The organism is Pantoea sp. SOD02, assembly GCF_024707505.1.
In the GTDB taxonomy this organism is placed as follows: Bacteria; Pseudomonadota; Gammaproteobacteria; order Enterobacterales; family Enterobacteriaceae; genus Pantoea; species Pantoea symbiotica.
Genome location: NZ_CP102604.1, coordinates 812321 through 833198, shown reverse-complemented (window position 1 = coordinate 833198; position 20878 = coordinate 812321). Strand labels below are relative to the sequence as shown.

General features: G+C 54.6%; 20 protein-coding genes. 7 read left to right on the top strand and 13 right to left on the bottom strand.

Annotated features, from left to right (window positions below; genetic code table 11):
* The first annotated feature begins 21 nt into the window (after nt 1–21).
* From ppdD to hofC, 3 genes are read left to right on the top strand one after another with little or no spacing between them, the layout of a single operon-like run.
* Complete coding sequence (ppdD, locus tag NR302_RS03760; RefSeq protein ID WP_258144605.1) at nt 22–465, top strand: prepilin peptidase-dependent pilin; 444 nt, start codon at nt 22–24, stop codon at nt 463–465.
* Entirely contained in the window at nt 465–1853 is a 1389-nt protein-coding gene (gspE, locus tag NR302_RS03755; RefSeq protein WP_258144604.1) for a type II secretion system protein GspE, read from the top strand. The genes ppdD and gspE overlap by 1 nt, the downstream gene beginning before the upstream one ends.
* A complete protein-coding gene (gene hofC / locus NR302_RS03750; RefSeq protein WP_258144603.1) occupies nt 1846–3045 on the top strand; it encodes a protein transport protein HofC in 1200 nt (399 codons plus the stop codon). Before gspE ends, hofC begins: the two co-directional genes overlap by 8 nt.
* Nucleotides 3046–3078: 33 nt before the next feature.
* Here hofC and NR302_RS03745 read toward each other — a convergent pair whose 3' ends face one another.
* Nucleotides 3079–4119, bottom strand: coding sequence for a GMP reductase (locus NR302_RS03745; RefSeq protein WP_258144602.1), 1041 nt, complete (start codon nt 4117–4119; stop codon nt 3079–3081).
* Between the two features lie 218 nt (nt 4120–4337).
* Here NR302_RS03745 and coaE point away from each other — a divergent pair, with 218 nt between their 5' ends.
* From coaE to yacG, 3 genes are read left to right on the top strand one after another with little or no spacing between them, the layout of a single operon-like run.
* Complete coding sequence (gene coaE, locus NR302_RS03740; protein WP_258144601.1) at nt 4338–4946, top strand: dephospho-CoA kinase; 609 nt, start codon at nt 4338–4340, stop codon at nt 4944–4946.
* A 4-nt stretch (nt 4947–4950) separates the two neighbouring features.
* On the top strand, nt 4951–5694 hold the full coding sequence (zapD, locus tag NR302_RS03735; RefSeq protein ID WP_258144600.1) for a cell division protein ZapD: 744 nt from the start codon (nt 4951–4953) through the stop codon (nt 5692–5694).
* A gap of 8 nt (nt 5695–5702) precedes the next feature.
* Nucleotides 5703–5900, top strand: a complete 198-nt coding sequence (yacG, locus tag NR302_RS03730; protein WP_008108590.1) for a DNA gyrase inhibitor YacG — start codon at nt 5703–5705, stop codon at nt 5898–5900.
* Between the two features lie 27 nt (nt 5901–5927).
* Here yacG and mutT read toward each other — a convergent pair whose 3' ends face one another.
* The gene (gene mutT / locus NR302_RS03725; RefSeq protein ID WP_258144599.1) at nt 5928–6323 is read right to left on the bottom strand and encodes an 8-oxo-dGTP diphosphatase MutT; all 396 of its coding nucleotides are present in this window, start codon (nt 6321–6323) and stop codon (nt 5928–5930) included.
* 138 nt (nt 6324–6461) lie between these two features.
* On the opposite strand from mutT, the gene NR302_RS03720 reads away from it, so the two are divergent.
* Nucleotides 6462–6896, top strand: a complete 435-nt coding sequence (locus NR302_RS03720) for a response regulator (RefSeq protein WP_258144598.1) — start codon at nt 6462–6464, stop codon at nt 6894–6896.
* A 40-nt stretch (nt 6897–6936) separates the two neighbouring features.
* On the opposite strand, the gene secA is transcribed toward NR302_RS03720, so the two are convergent.
* From secA to murD, 11 genes are all read right to left on the bottom strand, one after another.
* Nucleotides 6937–9642, bottom strand: a complete 2706-nt coding sequence (secA, locus tag NR302_RS03715; RefSeq protein WP_061718120.1) for a preprotein translocase subunit SecA — start codon at nt 9640–9642, stop codon at nt 6937–6939.
* Between the two features lie 76 nt (nt 9643–9718).
* Nucleotides 9719–10219 (bottom strand): secA translation cis-regulator SecM, encoded by a 501-nt coding sequence (gene secM, locus NR302_RS03710; RefSeq protein ID WP_258144597.1) that lies wholly within the window; start codon nt 10217–10219, stop codon nt 9719–9721.
* A gap of 274 nt (nt 10220–10493) precedes the next feature.
* The gene (gene lpxC / locus NR302_RS03705) at nt 10494–11411 is read right to left on the bottom strand and encodes a UDP-3-O-acyl-N-acetylglucosamine deacetylase (protein WP_256695610.1); all 918 of its coding nucleotides are present in this window, start codon (nt 11409–11411) and stop codon (nt 10494–10496) included.
* A gap of 101 nt (nt 11412–11512) precedes the next feature.
* Nucleotides 11513–12667 (bottom strand): cell division protein FtsZ, encoded by a 1155-nt coding sequence (gene ftsZ, locus NR302_RS03700; RefSeq protein WP_008108602.1) that lies wholly within the window; start codon nt 12665–12667, stop codon nt 11513–11515.
* 71 nt (nt 12668–12738) lie between these two features.
* On the bottom strand, nt 12739–13995 hold the full coding sequence (gene ftsA, locus NR302_RS03695) for a cell division protein FtsA (RefSeq protein WP_007888634.1): 1257 nt from the start codon (nt 13993–13995) through the stop codon (nt 12739–12741).
* Complete coding sequence (gene ftsQ / locus NR302_RS03690; RefSeq protein WP_154192991.1) at nt 13992–14831, bottom strand: cell division protein FtsQ; 840 nt, start codon at nt 14829–14831, stop codon at nt 13992–13994. The genes ftsA and ftsQ overlap by 4 nt, the downstream gene beginning before the upstream one ends.
* Nucleotide 14832: 1 nt before the next feature.
* Nucleotides 14833–15753, bottom strand: coding sequence for a D-alanine--D-alanine ligase (locus NR302_RS03685; protein ID WP_154181788.1), 921 nt, complete (start codon nt 15751–15753; stop codon nt 14833–14835).
* On the bottom strand, nt 15746–17221 hold the full coding sequence (gene murC / locus NR302_RS03680; protein WP_008108609.1) for a UDP-N-acetylmuramate--L-alanine ligase: 1476 nt from the start codon (nt 17219–17221) through the stop codon (nt 15746–15748). The genes NR302_RS03685 and murC overlap by 8 nt, the downstream gene beginning before the upstream one ends.
* 69 nt (nt 17222–17290) lie before the next feature.
* Nucleotides 17291–18349, bottom strand: a complete 1059-nt coding sequence (gene murG / locus NR302_RS03675; RefSeq protein ID WP_154181787.1) for an undecaprenyldiphospho-muramoylpentapeptide beta-N-acetylglucosaminyltransferase — start codon at nt 18347–18349, stop codon at nt 17291–17293.
* Nucleotides 18346–19560, bottom strand: coding sequence for a cell division protein FtsW (gene ftsW, locus NR302_RS03670; RefSeq protein WP_008108611.1), 1215 nt, complete (start codon nt 19558–19560; stop codon nt 18346–18348). The genes murG and ftsW overlap by 4 nt, the downstream gene beginning before the upstream one ends.
* Entirely contained in the window at nt 19560–20876 is a 1317-nt protein-coding gene (gene murD / locus NR302_RS03665; RefSeq protein WP_258144596.1) for a UDP-N-acetylmuramoyl-L-alanine--D-glutamate ligase, read from the bottom strand. Before murD ends, ftsW begins: the two co-directional genes overlap by 1 nt.
* Nucleotides 20877–20878: the final 2 nt, after the last annotated feature.

Below are 20878 nucleotides of genomic sequence, written 5' to 3'. Positions count from 1 at the left end.
TCCACTACAAGGAGCCTCACTATGGACAGACAACGCGGTTTTACCCTTATCGAATTGATGATTGTGATTGGCATCGTCGCCATTCTCAGCGCCATCGGTTTACCGGCCTACCAAAACTACCTGCAACGCGCAGCACTCACCGACATGCTGCAAACCATGGTTTCGTACAAAACAGCCGTAGAACTCTGCGCCATTGAACGTGGCGGACCGGCGCAGTGTCAGGCAGGACAACCCGGCATTCCGGTGGCCAAAGGTTCGCGCTATGTGGCAACGCTCAGCGTCGTTAATGGAACCATCAACCTGACCGGCCAGGAAAGTCTCAGCGGATTGACGGTTGAAATGCTGCCAATCTGGAGCGCAACCGATGGCACGTTGAGCTGGCAACGCAGTTGCACCAGCGATAACAGCAGCCTACGCGATAGCTGCCTCGAGCAGTTCCGCTTTGCTGATAAGGATGCCAACTGATGGACAATCCTAATAGTGCGCTGAATGCGTTGTGCGCACGTTATCAGGCGGTGATTCTGCATCACGACGCTACGCTGCTGCGCGTTGCAGTAGCCGACACGCCCGATCCACTGCTGCTGGAGGCGTTACAGTTCGCTAGTCAGTGCAAGGTGGATGTCGAGTGCTGGCCTGCAGCACGCCTTGAGCAGTTACTGCACGAACCGGATGCCGCCGCAGCACCGCGAGAACATGCCAGCGCGGAGTCAGCGATTAACGCGGTCGATCAGATTTTGCGTCAGGCCATTCAGCGCCGTGCCTCAGATGTGCATTTCGAACCACAGCGCCATGGATTGCGGGTGCGCCTGCGCATCGATGGCGTGTTGCACAAACTGCCTCAGCCCTCAGAAGCACAACCCGCTGCGATTTTGGCGCGCCTGAAAATCCTCGGTGGATTGGACATCGCCGAACGGCGTCTACCGCAGGACGGACAGTTTACGCTGGAAATAGACGACAAACTGGCAGCGTTTCGTCTTTCAACGCTGCCGGTAAGTCAGGGTGAAAAAGCCGTGGTACGGCTGCTGCAAAGTGAAAACAGCGCCATCACGCTCGATAAACTCGGCATGCCCGCAGCACAGCTGCGTTTGCTGAAAAGTGCGCTGGCGAAACCGCAGGGTTTGATTCTGGTCACCGGCCCGACCGGCAGCGGTAAAACCTTCACGCTCTATAGCGGATTAAGCGCGCTGAACGTGCCGGAAAAGAATGTATGCAGCGTGGAAGATCCGGTTGAGATCCCGCTGGATGGCATTAATCAAACGCAGATCCAGCCGCGCAGCGGACTCGATTTCAACCGTGTACTGCGCGCCCTACTGCGTCAGGATCCCGATGTGATTATGGTGGGGGAAATCCGTGACGCCGAGACGGCCAGCATTGCCGTCAAAGCCGCGCAGACCGGCCATCTGGTGCTTTCCACACTGCATACCAACTCAACCGCAGAAACGTTGACACGTCTGCGCCAGATGGATATTCCCGGCTATCTGCTGGGTCCCGCTTTGCAGTTGGTGGTGGCGCAGCGTCTGGTCAGGCGCCTGTGCGTGCATTGTCGCCAGCCGGGACAAGCTATCGCCCATCTGCCAGCCGAACTCTGGCCGGGTACGCTGCAAACCTGGCGAGCGCCCGGCTGCGATCACTGCTTCTCCGGCTATTACGGGCGGCTGGCGCTGTTTGAAGTCTTGCCGGTAACCAGCAAATTGCAAAATGCGATATCGGCTGATATGCCGCTGGAACATCTGCTCACGCTGGCAAATGAACAGGGAATGAAAACCTTGCTGGCTGCGGGGCTGGAAGCAGTAAGTCGCGGCGATACGTCCTTTGAAGAGATGCAGCGCGTGGTGGGATTGGGCGATGGCTAATCTCTATCATTTCCGCTGGCAGGCGCTCGATACCATGGGCGTGCTGCAGGAAGGCGAATCACTCAATGCCAGCCAGGATACGTTGCTCAATCAACTCTCCGATCGCGGCATGCTGACGGTGAGCTGGCAGCGTGGAAAATGCTGGCGTTCGCGCGACTGGAAGTGGCAGCAGAAAATCGACCTGGTGCGGCAACTGGCGACGCTGCTGAAGGCCGGCTTGCCGCTGGCGGAAAGTTTGATTCTGTTGGCAGAAGGCCATTCCCATGCCGGTTGGCGGGTATTACTTAAGGGATTGCAGCGCCGCGTTATCGCCGGTGAGCCCTTCTCGCAAGCCTTGAAGGAGTGGCCGCAGATCTTTCCACCATTGTTTCCCGCTTTGATGCAAGTGGGTGAGTTAACCGGCCAGCTCGATGAGTGCTGTCGCCAGTTGGCACAGCAGCAAAGTAAACAGCAATACTTACGGCAGAAAGTGGTCAAGGCGCTGCGTTATCCGCTGTTTATCTTGCTGGTGGCGTTCGCGGTCAGTGCTGGCATGCTGCTGTTTGTGTTGCCGGAGTTTGTCTCCGTCTATGCCAGCTTTGATGCGCCGCTGCCCGCTTTTACTGCCGCAGTGATGTCGCTCTCAGAACTGCTGCAAAAAGCTGCACTGCCGCTGTCGCTGATATGCGCCGTATTTATCGGGATTGTGCAGCAAATTTATCGTCGTTCAGTAGCGTGGCAAAAGCGCGTCCATCAATGGCTGCTGCGCATGCCGCTGTTATCACCGCTGTGGCGCGGCGGGCAGCTCAGCCAGATATACGCCATCCTGCAACTTACGCAGCAATCCGGTTTAACCTTGCTGCAAAGTCTGCAGGCGGTTGAGGTGACGCTGGTTTCCCGGTTGTGGCGCGATGCCATCATTCAGTTGCAGCAACACATTGCTGCGGGTGCGCCGCTGCATCAGGCGCTGCAACAACATCTGCTGTTCACTCCCCTTTGTGCCCAGCTAATCCGAGTAGGCGAAGAAGCGGGTGCGCTGGATGTGATGCTGGCGCGTCTGGCGGAATGGCATGAAGCACAAACGTTAGCGCGCGCTGATGCTCTGGCGGCATCGCTGGAACCGATGATGATGGTGGTAATTGGCGGAATTGTTGGCACGTTAGTAATTGCGATGTATCTGCCGGTATTTGGTCTTGGCGATGCAATTCGCTAACGGGCACGCGCGATGCGCGCCCGTTGTCTGAGATCAACGCGTGAACACGCGGTTCTCTTGTTCAGCGACGCGGATAAAGGTGGTGCGTTTCGTCAGCTCTTTCAATCGTTCGGCACCGACGTAGGTACAGGCTGAGCGCAAGCCACCGAGGATATCTTTAACCGTCTCCTCAACCGGGCCGCGCACCGGTAGGCGCACGGTTTTTCCTTCCGCCGCACGGTATTGCGCAACACCGCCAACGTGGCGTTTCATTGCCGATTCGGAGCTCATGCCGTAGAACAGCATAAATTTCTCGCCCTGATCTTCAACGACGGTTCCTTCGCACTCATCATGGGCCGCAAGCATGCCGCCGAGCATGGTGAAGTCTGCGCCACCACCAAAAGCTTTGGCAATGTCACCCGGAACCGAGCAGCCGCCGTCGCTGACGATCTGTCCGCCTAAGCCGTGTGCCGCATCCGCGCACTCGATAACGGCCGAAAGCTGAGGATAGCCAACGCCAGTTTTAACGCGTGTGGTGCAAACCGAGCCGGGACCAATGCCCACTTTGACGATGTCTGCGCCAGACAAAATCAGCTCTTCCACCATTTCACCGGTGACCACGTTACCTGCGCAGATGGTTTTACCCGGGAAGCTTTCACGTACGCGCAGCAGGAACTGAACAAAGTGCTCAGAGTAGCCGTTAGCAACGTCGATGCAGATAAAGTTAAGCTGCGGCGATAACGCCAGAATGGCGGATAATTTGGTGAAATCTGATTCTGAGGTACCGGATGAGACCATTACATGACCCAGCACCGCCGCTGGCACGCGCTGCACAAATGTCTGCCACTCTTGCACGCTGTAATGTTTATGCACTGCGGTCAGTACGTTAAAACTCGCCAAGGCTTCAGCCATCGTGAAAGTACCGACGGTATCCATGTTGGCGGCAATAATCGGTATGCCGCTCCAGTTCAAGCCTGAGTGTTTAAAGGTGAAGGTGCGTTCCAGTTCAACCTCGGAACGGCTTTTCAATGTGGAACGTTTTGGGCGGATCAAAACATCTTTAAAGCCCAGTTTTAGATCTTCTTCAATGCGCATAGCTGATTATCCTGGTTAGTGACGACGAACCGCGGTTCGGGTAGCGCTCACGGCTCCAGTGTCGTTATCATACGCGCCATTCGTTCCGCGACAAGACTGCGAATTTCACTTTATTTAGGCTACAATCCCTTAAATTTAGCTGAGAAAATTGATTGTGATCATGCTCTCATCTTGCTGTGGTTAATCGCCGCTCACGATATAAATTTTGCGAGAACGCTATGCCTTATACCGTTGCGCTCACCGGCGGCATTGGCAGTGGTAAAACCACTATTGCCAATGCTTTCGCAGCGCTAGGCGTTGATATTATTGACGCTGACGTCATTGCCAGAGAAGTTGTTGAGCCTGGAACGCCGGCCTTAAAGGCGATTGCTCAACGTCATGGAGACACCATTCTGACGGCAGAAGGCACGCTCTATCGTGCACGGCTTCGTGAAATTATTTTCCAGCAGCCGCAAGAGAAGAACTGGCTCAATCAATTGCTTCATCCACTCATTAATGCCCGCACGCAACAATTAAAGTTACTGGCTACTTCACCTTATGTGCTTTGGGTGGTGCCGCTGTTGGTCGAAAACGGCTTACAGCATCAGGCCGATCGCGTGTTGGTTGTGGATGTGGATACCGCCACGCAGTTGCAACGCACACAACAACGGGATGGCATTTCGCTGAGTCAGGCGAAAAATATTCTTGCCGCACAGGCCAGTCGCGAACAGCGCATAGCCTGTGCGGATGACATCATTGATAACAGCGGTACACCTGAGCAGGTGCTACCGCGCGTTGCTGAGCTTCACCAGCGCTATCTGCGCATGGCAGCAACCGGAAAGGATTAACATCATGAGCACAGTGGTTCTGTTTGAACACCCTTTGAATGAGAAGATGCGTACCTGGCTGCGCGTCGAATATCTGATTGATCAGTTGCATGAAACGGTGCCGGTTAGCGGTTCGGTATCAGCACTTGGCGTGTTCCGCATCCTCAGTGATTTGCTGGATATTTTTGAGCGCGGCGATATGCGCACTGAATTGCTAAAAGAACTGGAGCGCCAACAGCAAAAGTTACGCGCATGGCTGGATGTGCCGGGCATTGACGAACTGCGCGTGAATAATTTGCGTCAGCAGTTGAAGCAATACTCAAGCGAACTGATGGCGGCACCGCGCATGGGCCAACAGTTACGAGAAGATCGCCTGGTTGCTCTGGTGCGTCAGCGTCTGAGCATTCCCGGCGGCTGCTGCAGTTTCGATCTTCCAAGCCTGCATATCTGGCTGCATCAGGAACAAGCGGTGCGAGATGTTCAGGCCAATGGCTGGCTGGAATCACTGAATCCGCTGCGTAATGGTTTGACCATGATCCTCGATTTAGTGCGTCAGTCTGGCGTCTTTCGTCATCAAACCAGCCTCAACGGCTTTTATCAGGATAACGCCGAAGGATCTGATTTGCTGCGCCTGCAATTGACGCTGGAAGACGCGCTCTATCCGCAAGTCTCGGGCCACAAAAGCCGTTATGCGATTCGTTTCCTGCCGTTAGACAGCGAACGCGGAGAAGTACCAGCGCGACTAAATTTTGAATTAGCTTGTTGTTAGAGGAAGTTATGCCGGAAGAGATTATTACCGTACCTTGCCCCAACTGTCGTCGCGATGTGATTTGGGATGAGTTGAGCCCGTGGCGGCCATTCTGCAGTAAACGTTGCCAGCTGATTGATTTAGGTGAATGGGCAGCAGAAGAGAAACGCATTCCCAGCAGCGGTGACCAGACGGACAGCGATGACTGGAGCGAAGAACAGCAGTAAAAAGTAAGGGGCTTTCCGCCCCTTCACTTAAATTTCGCCAGCCACTAATCTGCTAATCAGTTCATGGTTCGCAGGCGGAAATTCCTCCGCGACTAAATCCTGCTGTTCGACCCAACGCTGTGGCTGACCTTCGCGGCCATAAGGCTCGCCGTTCCAGCCTTCAACCAGAAAGAAATGCAGCGTAACGCGCAGATCTTCATAACTGTGATCGGCCTGACCAATTGCGCTTGCCGATGTGACTTCAATACCGGTTTCTTCCATCAACTCACGCTTGAGCGCCTGCTCGGCAGATTCATCTTGTTCAATTTTTCCGCCAGGAAACTCCCATTTATTCGCCATATAGGAGCTTGCCGCACGCTGGGCCAGGAAGATTTTACGTTCTGTATTGCGAATGATGCCCACCGCAACCTGCAGGTGTTTCATAAGCTGGATTCCGCTTTTAATAAATGAGCGCTGAGTGTAAATCAGACATGGAGTGATGTTAACCGTTGAGAAGAAAGTGACGTCCCGCGCCGCACAAAAGCCAGTGATTAAGACATGTCGTAATGATCGCAACCGGGAATGTTGGGAATACTCGCAGCCACTTTCTTCTGCCAAACCCGATTACCTATGGAATTCAAAGAAACAACGTTTCTGGCGCAAAATACGCCGGAACAATTACATGCCCTACGCCATCTGGTATTTCATGACATCCTGACGTTAGACAGCGCTCAGAACACCTTAACATGGTGGCCTGAACACAAAGTTATTTCGTTGAATGAAGCGCAAAAACGATTTTTCTCCTGCCTGCTGCTGCGGATTACCTCAAAGCGTCAGATTATTGCCACGGTATGGAATGAGAGCTATCCGAGCATTAGCGACAACAATTACCATCAGCTACTGTTCCAAAGCCGGGCGCTGTTAAAGCGAGCTGGCTTGCCGGATGGTCTGCTGGTGACGCTGCCGTATCATGGCGTGCGCCTAAACGAAGAGAAACTAATGGCGATAACTCGCTAGATCGTAAGCGAAAAAAAGGAGCCCGAAGGCTCCTTTTTTATCAGGCCAGACGACCGTGGCACTGTTTGTATTTTTTGCCGGAACCACATGGGCAAAGATCGTTACGCCCCACTTTACGCTCTCCGCCTTGTGCGGCTAACGCTTCGGCTGCGGCGGTGGCATCATCAACGTGGCTCAGCTGTTGCTGCTGCGCTAAACGCTCTGCTTCCTCACGGCGCTGTTGCTCCATCGCTTCCACTTCTTCTGGCATGCGCACCTGAACTTTGCTCAGGGTGCTGATTACTTCGTATTTCAGTGATTCCAGCATCGCCGCAAACATAGAGAAGGATTCACGCTTGTATTCCTGCTTCGGATCTTTCTGCGCATAACCACGCAGATGAATACCCTGACGCAGATAATCCATCGCCGCAAGATGCTCTTTCCACAACGAATCCAGCGTTTGCAGCATCACGCCTTTCTCGAAGTTGCGCATCATCTCTTCGCCGACCACTTCTTCTTTGGCAGCATAGTTTTCCGCAGCGTGAGTCATGATGCGTTCGCGCAGCGTCTCTTCATGAAGATCGGGCTCTTTATCCAACCACTCAGCAATAGGCAGATTCAGATCAAAGTCGTTACGAAGACGCTCTTCCAGACCGGCAACATCCCACATCTCTTCCAGTGACTGCGGCGGAATGTAGGTATCAATGGTGGTTTTGTAGACGTCTTCACGAATGCTGTTGATGGTTTCAGATACATCAGACACATCCAGCAGTTCGTTACGCTGGCTGTAGATGGCGCGACGCTGATCGTTAGCAACGTCATCGTATTCCAGCAGCTGTTTACGAATATCGAAGTTGCGGCTTTCCACTTTACGCTGAGCGTTGGCAATCGCTTTGGTCACCCATGGATGTTCAATTGCTTCGCCTGGCTTCATGCCCAGTTTACGCATCATGTTCGATACGCGATCTGAAGCAAAGATACGCATCAATGCATCTTCCATCGACAGGTAGAAGCGCGAAGAACCAGCATCACCCTGACGACCCGCACGACCACGCAGCTGGTTATCGATACGGCGAGATTCGTGACGCTCAGTACCAATGATGTGCAGACCGCCCGCAGCCAGCACCGCATCGTGACGCAGTTTCCACGCCTCTTTCATCGCCTGAATCTGTTCTTCGGTTGGCTCGTCCATCGCGGCAAGCTCAGCCTGCCAGCTACCGCCCAGCACGATATCGGTACCACGACCCGCCATGTTGGTTGCGATGGTAACCGCTGCAGGTTGACCCGCCTGAGCAACAATGTCTGCTTCGCTGGCGTGGAATTTGGCGTTCAGTACGCTGTGCTTGATGCCCGCGCGCGTCAGTTCGTTGGAAACGACTTCCGATTTCTCAATCGAAATGGTACCCACCAACACCGGCTGCCCTTTGGCGGTACAGGCACGGATGTCTTCGATAATGGCGTCGATCTTCTCTTTCTCGGTCATGTAGACCAGATCGGCCATATCTTTACGCACCATCGGACGGTTAGTTGGCACCACGATTGTGTCGAGCTTGTAGATGGAGCTGAATTCAAATGCCTCAGTATCCGCGGTACCGGTCATACCGGCCAGTTTCTCGTAGATACGGAAGTAGTTCTGGAAGGTGATGGAAGCCAGCGTCTGGTTTTCGTTCTGGATTTCCACGCCTTCTTTCGCTTCAACCGCCTGATGCAGACCATCTGACCAGCGGCGACCTTGCATGGTACGACCGGTGTGCTCATCAACGATGATCACTTCGCCATCTTTAACGATGTAATCAACATCGCGAGTGAAGAGTGCATGAGCACGCAGCGCCGCAGTAACATGGTGCATCAACATGATATTGGTCGGTGAGTAGAGTGACTCGCCTTCTACCATGATGTTTTGGCTTACCAGCAGCTCTTCGACTTTTACCAGACCGCGCTCGCTCATGTGTGCCTGGCGCGCTTTTTCATCGACCCAGAAATCACCTTCGCCCTGGAAGGTTTCAGAGTCTTCTTTTTCCTGACGCACCAGATGCGGGATGATCTTATTAACTTTGGTATACAGCTCAGAACTGTCTTCAGCTGGACCAGAGATGATAAGTGGCGTACGCGCTTCATCGATCAGGATTGAGTCGACTTCATCCACCAATGCGTAATGCAATTTACGCTGCACACGCTCTTCCGGGCTGAACGCCATGTTGTCACGCAGGTAGTCGAAGCCGTATTCGTTATTGGTGCCGTAGGTAATATCAGCGGCATAAGCTGCACGCTTCGCCACGGCTGGCATGTTTGGCAGGTTGATACCGATGGTCAGGCCAAGGAATTCAAACAGCGCACGGTTATTTTCGGCGTCACGCTGCGCCAGATAGTCGTTGACGGTAACAACGTGCACGCCTTTGCCACTCAGCGCATTCAGATAAGCGGGTAAGGTCGCGGTCAGGGTTTTACCTTCACCGGTACGCATCTCTGCGATGCAGCGCTCGTTGAGCACCATGCCGCCAATCAACTGCACATCAAAGTGACGCATACCGAAGACGCGCTTACTTGCTTCACGTACGGTGGCAAAGGCTTCAGGAATCAGGCTCTCAAGGCTTTCGCCTTTTTTCAGGCGCTCACGGAACAGGTCAGTTTTCGCTTTCAATTCATCGTCAGAGAGCTTAACGAAATCTGGCTCCATCTTATTGATGACGTCTACGATTTTACGCATACGGCGCAGAGTACGATCATTGCTGCTGCCGAACACTTTAGTTAACAATTTGATTAACATAATAAATTTTTCTCAATTCAGCCGTGATCTCACGGACTGCAAAATCTGATACAGGATGTGGAAAAAACGTTAGCAGTTAAGCAATGAAAGGCCCGGCGCGGATGCCATGAATAGCAGCCTGCCAATCAGCAGAGGAATGGATTTGCGGTTCGTTGTGACGCAGGTGTTGTTGCGGCTCAACAACAGCCAGCGCTTGCGCGGGAGAAGTCAGCAGCGCCTGAAGCGAACCAATCAACGCCAGCTTTTGTGCTGCCAGCGGCATAGCTTGATCGGCCTCCGCCTGAGCGGGCGGCGTCATGCTAAACGAAAGGTGGCGAATAACCGTGCGAATCGCATGCTGGTGCCAGTAATCGACGTTAAAATTCGGTCGACGCGCGCTTTCCTGCAGACGAATAAGATGATCAAAGTGGACAACATTGCCGACAAACAGGCTGCTGATCGGCGAATCATTTGCTTTGGGCTCAGCACTTTGCGCGCAGGCAGGCAAACCTAAACTGGCCGCCACCATCCCCAACAGGAGATGTGGCCAGAAATAGCGTCTGCCTAATTGTCGCCAGCGTGAGAAAATCCCGATCACAATCCGTCCACAATGCATTGAATAAAGTGATAAAGCGGTCGCCAAAATTAGCGTTACCCAGCTTATATGAGCGCCAGATGATAGCACTTATGTGGGGCTTCGACACCAGTGATTAAAGGGGCTTCGGCGGAATTCACGTTTTTTTGTACAGGGTTTCGCCACTCACTACAGCGAATTGAGATCGGTTTGGCAGGATTAAAAGCGAGGCAATAAAAAACGGCAGGTTCAACTGACCGGAGAGGGTGTCAGCGAAACCTGCCGTTTTATGTCTGACTTACGCCAGAACTAAATTTGGTGCTTTGAATGCCAGCGGCAGTTCAGCTTCATCTTCGAAGGTCGCCCATTCCCAGGCTTCCTGCTTAGCCAGAACCGCTTGCAGCAACTTGTTGTTCAACGCATGACCCGATTTAAAGGCGGTAAACGCGCCGATAACATTGTGGCCGCACATGAACAGGTCGCCAATCGCATCGAGCATTTTATGACGAACAAATTCGTCTTCAAAGCGCAGACCGTCTTCGTTTAATACGCGGAAATCATCGAGGCCAATCGCACAATCTAAACTACCGCCCAGGCACAGGCCTTTAGACTGCAGATATTCGATTTCACGCATAAAGCCAAAAGTGCGCGCACGGCTGATTTGGCGAACAAAGTTCTCAGCCGAGAAGTTGAGCTGGTAACGCTGCGAGCTTGAGTCAATCGCTGGATGTTTGAAGTCGATAGTAAAGTCGAGTGAGAAACCGTTATACGGTTTGATCTCGGCCCACTTATCGCCATCTTCCACACGCACCGCTTGCTTAACGCGTACGAATTTCTTCGCGCTGTTCAGCTCTTCGATACCTGCGTCCATCAGCAGATAGACAAAAGGCGCGGCACTGCCATCCATAATCGGGATTTCCGGTGCATCAACTTCAACAATAATGTTGTCGATGCCCAAGCCCGCCAATGCGGCGTTCAGATGTTCGACTGTTGAAATACGCACGCCTTCATCATTCACCAGGCAAGTACTCAGCATGGTGTCGCGCACATATTTTGCATCAGCCGGGAAATCTACCGGTGGATTCAAGTCAGTGCGACGATAGATGACCCCGGTGTTAGCCGACGCAGGGCGTAACGTCAGTGTGACTTTCTTGCCGGTATGTAAACCGACACCAGTCGCCTGAACAATACGTTTTAATGTCCTTTGTTTGATCATCGCTTTATCTCGCAATATTACCTGTCCGACCGCCAGTATAAATTACCAGCGGGCGAATACTTTAGCACAAAGAGCGGAGAATCCCAATTCTCGGGATATTCTTAGTCTGCCTGCTTACGCAAGAAGGCTGGAATATCAAGGTAATCGGGTTCTTTGCTGGATGCCGCCGGTTGGTCATTCACCACTTTCGCAGCCGGTTTCTGCTCCTGCGGCAGCGGCGCCATGCCGTGCTGCTGGTAGCGATGATCCATCACTGGCTGAGTGGCCGGTTTGTTGGTCACCAGAGTAATTTCAGGGCGCTTATCCATGCCGATGCCGGTTGCAACGACGGTCACACGCAGTTCGTCGTTCATCTCTGGATCCAGAGAAGTACCGATAACTACGGTTGCGTTGTCAGATGCGAAGGCGCGGATGGTGTTACCCACGGTTTCGAACTCATCAAGACGCAGGTCGAAGCCCGCAGTAATGTTGACCAGCACGCCGCGCGCGCCAGACAGATCGATGTCTTCCAACAGTGGAGAAGAGATCGCCATTTCTGCCGCTTCTTCTGCACGGTCTTCACCACATGCCACGCCGGAACCCATCATGGCGTAACCCATTTCTGACATCACGGTACGCACGTCCGCGAAGTCGACGTTCATCAGGCCAGGACGCGTAATCAGTTCAGCGATACCCTGTACTGCGCCTTTCAATACGTCGTTGGCTGCACCGAACGCATCCAACAGAGAAATACCGCGACCCAGAACTTTCAACAGCTTGTCGTTTGGAATAGTGATCAGTGAATCGACATGCTTCGACAGTTCTGCGATACCCTGCTCAGCAAAAGCCATACGCTTTTTGCCTTCAAAGTTGAATGGCTTAGTCACCACCGCAACAGTCAGGATACCCAAATCTTTTGCCACTTCAGCCACAACTGGCGCTGCACCGGTACCGGTACCGCCGCCCATGCCTGCTGCGATGAACACCATGTCTGCACCATCCAGCGCAGCACGCAGTGCTTCGCGATCCTCTTCTGCAGAGTTACGACCCACTTCTGGGTTCGCACCTGCACCAAGACCTTTAGTGATATTGGTCCCGATCTGGATCGTCTGGCCGACCGCTGTCTTACGCAACGCTTGCGCGTCGGTGTTTACAGCGAAGAATTCCACACCTTCGATACGCTCGCGTACCATGTGCTCTACGGCGTTGCCACCGCCACCGCCGACGCCGATGACTTTAATCACCGCGTCATTGGTTAATTCCATAGGTTCAAACATGATTTCTCTCCGTTATGTGCCTGTCGCCTGGAGATCATAAACATTGCCAGCATGATCTCCTTTTTCAAAAATTAAAATTCTTTCTTCAGCCAGCTGTTGATTCGTTTAAACCAGTTGCCCACTGAAGCACGTTTTTCCGTTTCTGCATCACCGTTCATGTGTGACTCTTTGCCGTAATGCAGCAGGCCAACTGCCGTAGAGTAATACGGCTCCTGCGCATAATCTGTCAGGCCGGTGATGTTAAGCGGCTGTCCGATGCGCACTTGCGTGTGGAACACGCGCTGTGCGCAGGCTGCCAAACCTTCAATCTGCGCCGCACCACCGGTCAGCACGATACCGGCCGCCAGATGATGTTTCACGCCTTGCTGGCGCAGCTGCTCCTGTAATTGCAGAATCTCGTCGTTGACCAGATTCAACAGTTCGGTGTAACGCGGCTCGATCACTTCAGCCAACGTTTGACGCTGCAGGCTACGTGGTGGACGTCCACCTACGCTCGGCACTTCGACATTTTCGTCTTTGCCGACAATCGAGCCCAATGCACAACCGTGACGCACTTTAATCGCTTCTGCGTCGGTCGGCGGTGTACCAAAAGCGTAGGCGATATCGCTGGTTACCACGTTCCCGGCATAAGGAATCACTTTGGTATGACGCAGTGCGCCGCCAGTATAGACAGCGATATCCATTGTACCGCCACCGATATCAACAACACAGACGCCCAGCTCACGTTCATCTTCTGTCAACACTGAGAAACTGGATGCCAGGCCGGCAAAAATCAGTTGGTCAACTTTCAGGCCACAACGTTCAACGGCTTTGACAATATTTTTTGCCATATCGTTGTGGCAGGTGATCAAATGTACTTTCGCCTGCATACGCACGCCGGATAGTCCCACTGGATTCTTGATGCCTTCCTGATAATCGATGGCATATTCCTGCGGAATGACATGCAGGATACGATGCTCATCACGAACGCGAACGGATTTCGCCGTATGCACCACGTTCTCTACATCATCCTGAGTCACTTCCTCTTCCGAAATCGGAACCATCCCGATTTCGTTCTGGCAACTGATATGTTTGCCCGATAAAGCAAGGTAGACCGATGAAATCTGGCAATCCGCCATCAATTCAGCCTGGTCGATGGCGCGCTGTACGCATTTCACCACCGACTCCAGATCGTTTACGCCGCCTTTATCCATGCCACGAGACGGGCAACTGCCCACCCCAATAATATTGACCATACCATCGGGCAGAATTTCCCCAACCAGGGCGGACACCTTCGCGGTGCCAATTTCGAGTCCTACTACCAGTTTTCTGTCCGTTGCCTTGATCATTGTGGTTTAGCCTGTGCCTGGTTCTGTTGCTGATTACTGTCCTGTGGCTCTATCGGTGCAGCGGCCCAACCGACTGCGGCGCCCGAATCGTAGCGCAAATCAACATACGTGATGCGCTGGTTCTGACTCTGGCCCTGCTGCTGCAAATCCGGATAAAGCTCAATAAAACGGTTCAGACGCTTCATGGTATCGCTGCGACCTAATTCGATGCGCACATCGTCACTGGTCACTAATTGCCACGAGCGCCGCGCCGTCATCGACGCGACCTTCAGGGTAAACTTGTTAGCCTTTAACACATCACTCATGGTGTGATAGCCAGCTAACACCTCGTTTTCACTGCCTTCCGGGCCGTACAGCATTGGCAACGCTTCTTTGCCAACGTGACTGGCCGGGACGCTGAAGGAGACGCCATCGGCGTCCACCATGTGTGAGTCGTTCCAGCGTGCCACCGGAACGTACTCCACCAGATTTATCTTCAGCTCATCAGGCCACTGCTTGCGCACACTGACCTGCTTAATCCAGGGTAAACGCTCAATCTGCTGCTGGATGATATCCACGTTCTGCGACATGAAGGTTCCCGGCGCGCCAAGCGATAAAATGGCCTGGCGAATATCGTCATGCGTGGTGTAGTGGGTTTGCCCGGTCACCACCAGCTTCGATAACGGCAAGCGTGACGCGTCATTCATCCACTTCAGCACCACGAGGCCGCCCGCCACCATAATGCCCAGCACAATCAGCAGGAACACCATGCCAAACAGTCGCGCACCGTTGCTACGCCCGGAGCGTGTCCGCTCCTGAGGTTCGCGATTGCGTACTCGTATCGCCGCCTGAGACATATCAGTCAGCTAGCTCCAGAATACGCGCTACCAGCTGCGGGAAGCTGTATCCCGCTTGCTTCGCGGCCATCGGCACTAAGCTGTGGCTGGTCATGCCAGGCGAAGTATTCACTTCCAGCAGTTGGAAGTTGCCCTCACCGTCAGCCATCACGTCGACACGACCCCAGCCGCTGCAACCCAATGCGCGCCAGGCTGACCACACCAACGTCTGCAATTCTGCTTCCTGCTCGGCGCTTAATCCGCTCGGGCAGAAGTATTCAGTATCGTCAGAAATGTATTTAGCTTCATAGTCATAGAACTCGCTGGCGGTTTTAATTCTGATGGAAGGCAGAATTTGCTCACCCACGATGCCCACGGTGTACTCCGCGCCGCTCAGAAAAGCTTCGATCAGTACGTCATCATCATGACGAAAAGCTTCTTCAAGCGCTGCGGGTAAGGCATCCGCATGGTTCACGCGGCTGATACCGACGCTAGAACCTTCGCAGCTTGGCTTCACAAACAGCGGTAAGCCCAGCGCCTCAATGGCGGCGGTGGTATCGGCGTCTAAACCTTGCTCATGCTGCTGACGCGTCAGCCAGACAAATTTGCCTGAGGGTAATCCCCTGCCCTGCCACAGCAATTTGCTGCGCAGTTTGTCCATTGTGATGGCGGAAGCCATCACGCCGCTGCCGGTATAGGGCAGTTGCAGGAACTCCAGCACCGCTTGCAGCGTGCCGTCTTCACCACCACGACCGTGCAAAGCAATAAACGCTTTAGCGAAGCCCTGCTGTTTCAGATCCAGCACCGACACATCACGCGTATCGACCGCATGCGCATCGATGCCCATTTCACGCAGTCCGGCTAGCACCGCCGCACCGGACATCAGCGACACGTCACGCTCTGCCGAAGTGCCGCCCATCAATACTGCAACCTTCTCAGTCATGACGCGCCTCCGTCTTAATGGCAGGCTGCAATTCGTTTTCGGCCAGCTTGCGGGCAATCTTGCCGATGTTGCCTGCGCCCTGCACGATCACCAGATCGTCGCCCGACAGCAACGGCGCCAGCGCATCTGGCAGCGCGTCATGCTCAGAGACCAGAATCGGATCAACCTTGCCACGGTTACGAATCGCGCGGCACAGCGAACGGCTGTCAGCGCCCGGAATCGCGGCTTCACCCGCCGGATAGACATCCAGCATCAGCAACACATCCACCTGCGACAGCACATTCGCGAAATCATCAAACAGGTCACGGGTACGCGTATAACGATGCGGCTGGAACACCATCACCAGCTTCTTGTCAGGCCAGCCTGCACGTGCGGCTTTGATGGTGACATCTACTTCGGTAGGATGATGGCCGTAATCGTCGACCAGCATCGCGCTGCCTGGATTACCGTTAACGGCGGCGGTATCGAACTCGCCCAGCACGTCAAAGCGGCGTCCGGTGCCCTGGAAGCTCTCCAACGCGGCCAGAATCGCGTTATCTTCGATACCTTCCTCGCTGGCGACAGCTACCGCAGCAGCTGCGTTCAGGGCGTTGTGGCGGCCCGGCGCATTCAGCGTCACTTTCAGCACCGGCTTATCCTGACGGATGATGGTGAAGTGCCCTTGTGCGCCACGCTGCTCATAATTCTCGATACGTACATCTGCGTCATCGCTGAAGCCGTAAGTTGTTACCTGGCGGCCTACGCGCGGAATCAGGTCACGAATCACCGCGTCATCCACGCACATTACCGCGCGTCCGTAGAACGGCAGGTTGTGCAGGAAATTAATGAACGTCTGCTTCAGGTTCTCAAAATCGCCCTGATACGTGTCCATGTGATCCGCTTCGATGTTGGTGACAATCGCCACCATCGGTTGCAGATGCAGGAAGGACGCATCACTTTCATCTGCTTCTGCAATCAGGTAACGGCTGCTGCCCAGGCGCGCATGCGTACCTGCGGCTTTAACCAATCCGCCGTTAACGAAGGTCGGATCCAGTCCGCCTTCCGCGTAAATGCTGGTCACCATCGCGGTGGTGGTGGTTTTACCGTGCGTACCGGCAACAGCAATGCCGTGACGGAAACGCATCAGTTCTGCCAACATCTCAGCACGACGAATGACGGGAATACGCTGCTCACGTGCGGCAACCAGCTCAGGGTTATCCTGCGCAACGGCTGTCGACACTACGACAACGCTGGCATCGGTGACGTTTTCCGGACGATGGTTGAAATAAATCGTCGCGCCCAGCGCCGCCAGATGCTGTGTCACCGCGTTCGGTGCCAGATCAGAACCGCTAATGTGATAGCCTTCGTTCGCCAACACCTCGGCAATACCGCCCATGCCAGCACCACCGATGCCGACAAAGTGAATGTGCCGGACGCGACGCATCTCGGGCACAATAGAACGCAGTTTTGCCAATTGTTGTGTATTCATCTGTTTCAATTACCTGTTTTTCCCGTTTGCACCTGCTAAAGGTACGGGCCAAATCAACTGGCCGATTAATTACTTCGCGACGCGCGCCACTTCATTTGCAACCCGCTCGGTTGCATCGGGAATCGCGACCTGACGGGCTTTTTCTGCCATCGCCAACAATGTGGTGCGATCCCAGTGACGCAGCGTGTCCGCTACCACAGCTGCGGTAAATTGCGGCTGCTCGAAAATTTTGGCTGCGCCCGCTTTTTCCAGCGGCAACGCATTCCAGTACTGCTGACGATCTTTGTGCTGAAACGGCACGAAAATCGCCGGTAAACCTGCGGCGGCCACTTCGCTCACCGTCAATGCGCCCGAACGGCACACCACCACATCGGCCCAGGCGTAAGCTTCGGCCATGTCATCGATAAACTCGGTGACTTTGTGCTGCGGCTGGCCCGCTGCGCGGTAGGCCTGCTGCACGGTTTCCAGTCCACCTTTGCCGGTTTGATGCCAAACCGTAATCGCTTCGCCCAACTCTGCGGCCACTTGCGGCACGGTTTGGTTGAGGATGCGCGCGCCCTGGCTGCCACCGACGACCAGCACGCGAATCGGGCCGGAACGTGCGCTCAGACGTTCTGCCGGTAACGGCAGCGCCAACACATCGGTACGCACCGGATTGCCAACCACTTCAGCATTTGGAAACGCACCGGGAAACGCCTGCATCACTTTGGTGGCGATTTTCGCCAGCCACTTATTGGTCAGGCCGGCAATGCCGTTCTGCTCATGCAGCACCACCGGGATACCGCAGCTCCACGCGGCTAAACCGCCGGGACCTGAAACATAGCCGCCCATGCCCAGCACCACATCCGGCTGCCAGCTCTTCATGATGCGACGCGCCTGGCGCCAGGCATTGAAAATGCGCACCGGTGCCAGCAACTGCGCTTTCACGCCTTTACCGCGTAAACCGCTGATGCGGATAAAATCAATTTCAATGCCGTGTTTCGGTACCAAATCCGCTTCCATTCGGTCCGCGGTTCCCAGCCAGCGCACCTGCCAGCCTTGTTCCATCAGGTGATGGGCAACGGCCAGACCGGGGAACACATGCCCGCCAGTACCGCCTGCCATGACCATCAGCCGTTTGCCACTCATCGAGCACCTCGGGTAAACGCCTGCGCTTTCGCCAGGCGCGTTTCATAATCTATGCGCAATAAAAACACGATGGCGGTCGACATGATGATCAGACTCGAACCACCGTAACTGATCAGCGGCAATGTCAGACCTTTGGTCGGCAGCATGCCCGCAGCCGCACCGACGTTAACCAGCGCCTGGAAGCTAAACCACACGCCAATTGAGCAAGCGAGGAAGCCTGAGAAGCGCTGATCGATCTCCAGAGCACGGCGACCAATCGACATCGCGCGAAAAGCGACGAAGAATACCATCAACAGCGCTAAAACCACACCGACATAACCCAACTCTTCACCGATGATGGAGAAGATAAAGTCGGTATGTGCTTCTGGCAGATATTCCAGTTTCTGCACCGAGTTGCCTAAGCCCTGTCCCCAGAACTCACCGCGCCCAAACGCCATCAAAGATTGCGTCAGCTGGTAGCCGCTGCCGAAGGGATCTTCCCACGGGTTCCAGAAGGACGTTACACGGCGCATACGGTACGGTTCAGCAATGATTAGCAGCACCACGGCGAAAATGCCGGAGCCGATGATCGCCAGGAACTGCCACATTTTCGCACCGGCGAGGAACAGCATCGCCAGCGTGGTAACAAACAACACAACCACCGTACCGAGGTCCGGCTGCGCCAGCAGCAGCACGGCCAGCACCACCATCACGCCCATCGGCTTACAGAAGCCCCAGAAGTTGTTACGCACCTCTTCTACTTTGCGCACCAGATAGCTGGCGAGATAGCAGAACAGCGTCAACTTCGAGAGCTCAGCCGGCTGAATACGCAGCGGGCCAAGGGCAATCCAGCGCGATGCACCGTTCACCGAGCTACCGACCACCAACACGATCAGCAACATCACCACTGAAACCATCAGCATCACGTTGCTGTAGCGCTGCCAGAAATCCATTGGGATACGCAAGGTCACCAGCGCCATGCCGAAGGCCAAAGCGATATAGAACGCATCACGCTTGGCAAAGTAGAACGGATCTTCGTTCAGACGTTGGCCAACCGGCATCGACGCCGACGTCACCATCACAAAACCGATCAGCGCCAGACCAAAGGTCAGCCACAGCAGCGTGCGGTCATACAGCACCACCGGCGCATCATCATTGTCGCGTGCGCCCATCACCCAATCGCGCAGGCGCACGGACAGATAATTGGCGATACCGGCTCCAGGAATGCGCATCAGCTCAACTCCTTCGCCAGTTGCGCGAACTGATCGCCGCGCTGTTCAAAATTCCGGAACTGGTCAAGGCTGGCGCAGGCCGGTGATAACAGCACCATATCGCCCGCTTTTACCTGTGCGGCAATTTGCGCCATCGCCTGCTGCATGGTTTCTGTGCGCGTGGCGATCTCCGGACGCAGTGCCGCTAACGCATCGCCATCGCGACCAAAACAGAACAGCTTCACGTTGTCGCCTTGCAGATAGCGCGCCAGCGGGCTGAAATCAGCCGATTTGCCGTCGCCGCCCAGCAGCAACCACAACGTGCCTTTTACCTGTAGGCCGTTAAGCGCCGCTTCGGTGCTGCCAACGTTGGTGGCTTTGGAATCGTTGATCCAACGCACGCCATTGGCTTCATGCACCAGCTGGAAGCGGTGCGCCAGGCCGGTAAAGGTGGTTAAGGCTTTCAGGCTGGAAGCGCGCGGGATGTTCACCGCGTCGGCTAATGCCAGCGCTGCCAACGCGTTGGTGTAATTGTGTTGACCTACCAGCGTCATCTCATCGGTATTCAGGACTTTCTCGCCCTTCGCTCTCAGCCAGGTGCTGCCTTGCTGCTGATTAAGATGATAATCGCCAAGGTTGATGCCGAAGCTCACGCAGCGCTGTTCAACACCCCGCACCGGCATGGTCATGCCATCGTCAGCATTCACTACGCAAACGCTAGCATTCTCGTAAATACGCAGTTTGGCGGCACGATATTGCTGCATGCCCAGCGGATAGCGATCCATATGATCCTCGGTGAGATTAAGGATCGTCGCGGCGGCCGCTTTCAAACTGTGCGTGGTTTCCAGTTGGAAGCTGGAGAGCTCGAGTACATAAAGCTGTGCTGGCGATTTCAGCAGTGTTAGCGCCGGCAAACCGATGTTGCCGCCCACGCCTACCTGCCAACCTGCGGCACGCGCCATTTCACCCACCAGCGTCGTCACGGTGCTTTTGCCGTTCGAACCGGTAATCGCCACAATTGGTGCCTGCGCTTCACGGCAGAAAAGCTCGATATCGCCAATGATTTCAATCCCGGCATCAGCGGCTTCGCTTAAAGCAGGATGCGCCAGCGCGATGCCTGGGCTAGCGATAATCAGATCGGACGCCAGCAGCCAATCGCGATTAATACCGCCAACATAGCGCTCCACCGAGGCTGGCAGCTTGTCCAGCCCCGGCGGCGAGACACGGGTATCCATCACGCGTGGCGTTACGCCTTGCGCGAGTAAGAAATCAACACAGGAGAGGCCAGTAATGCCTAATCCAATGATGACGACTTTTCTGCCCCGATAGTCAGCCATGA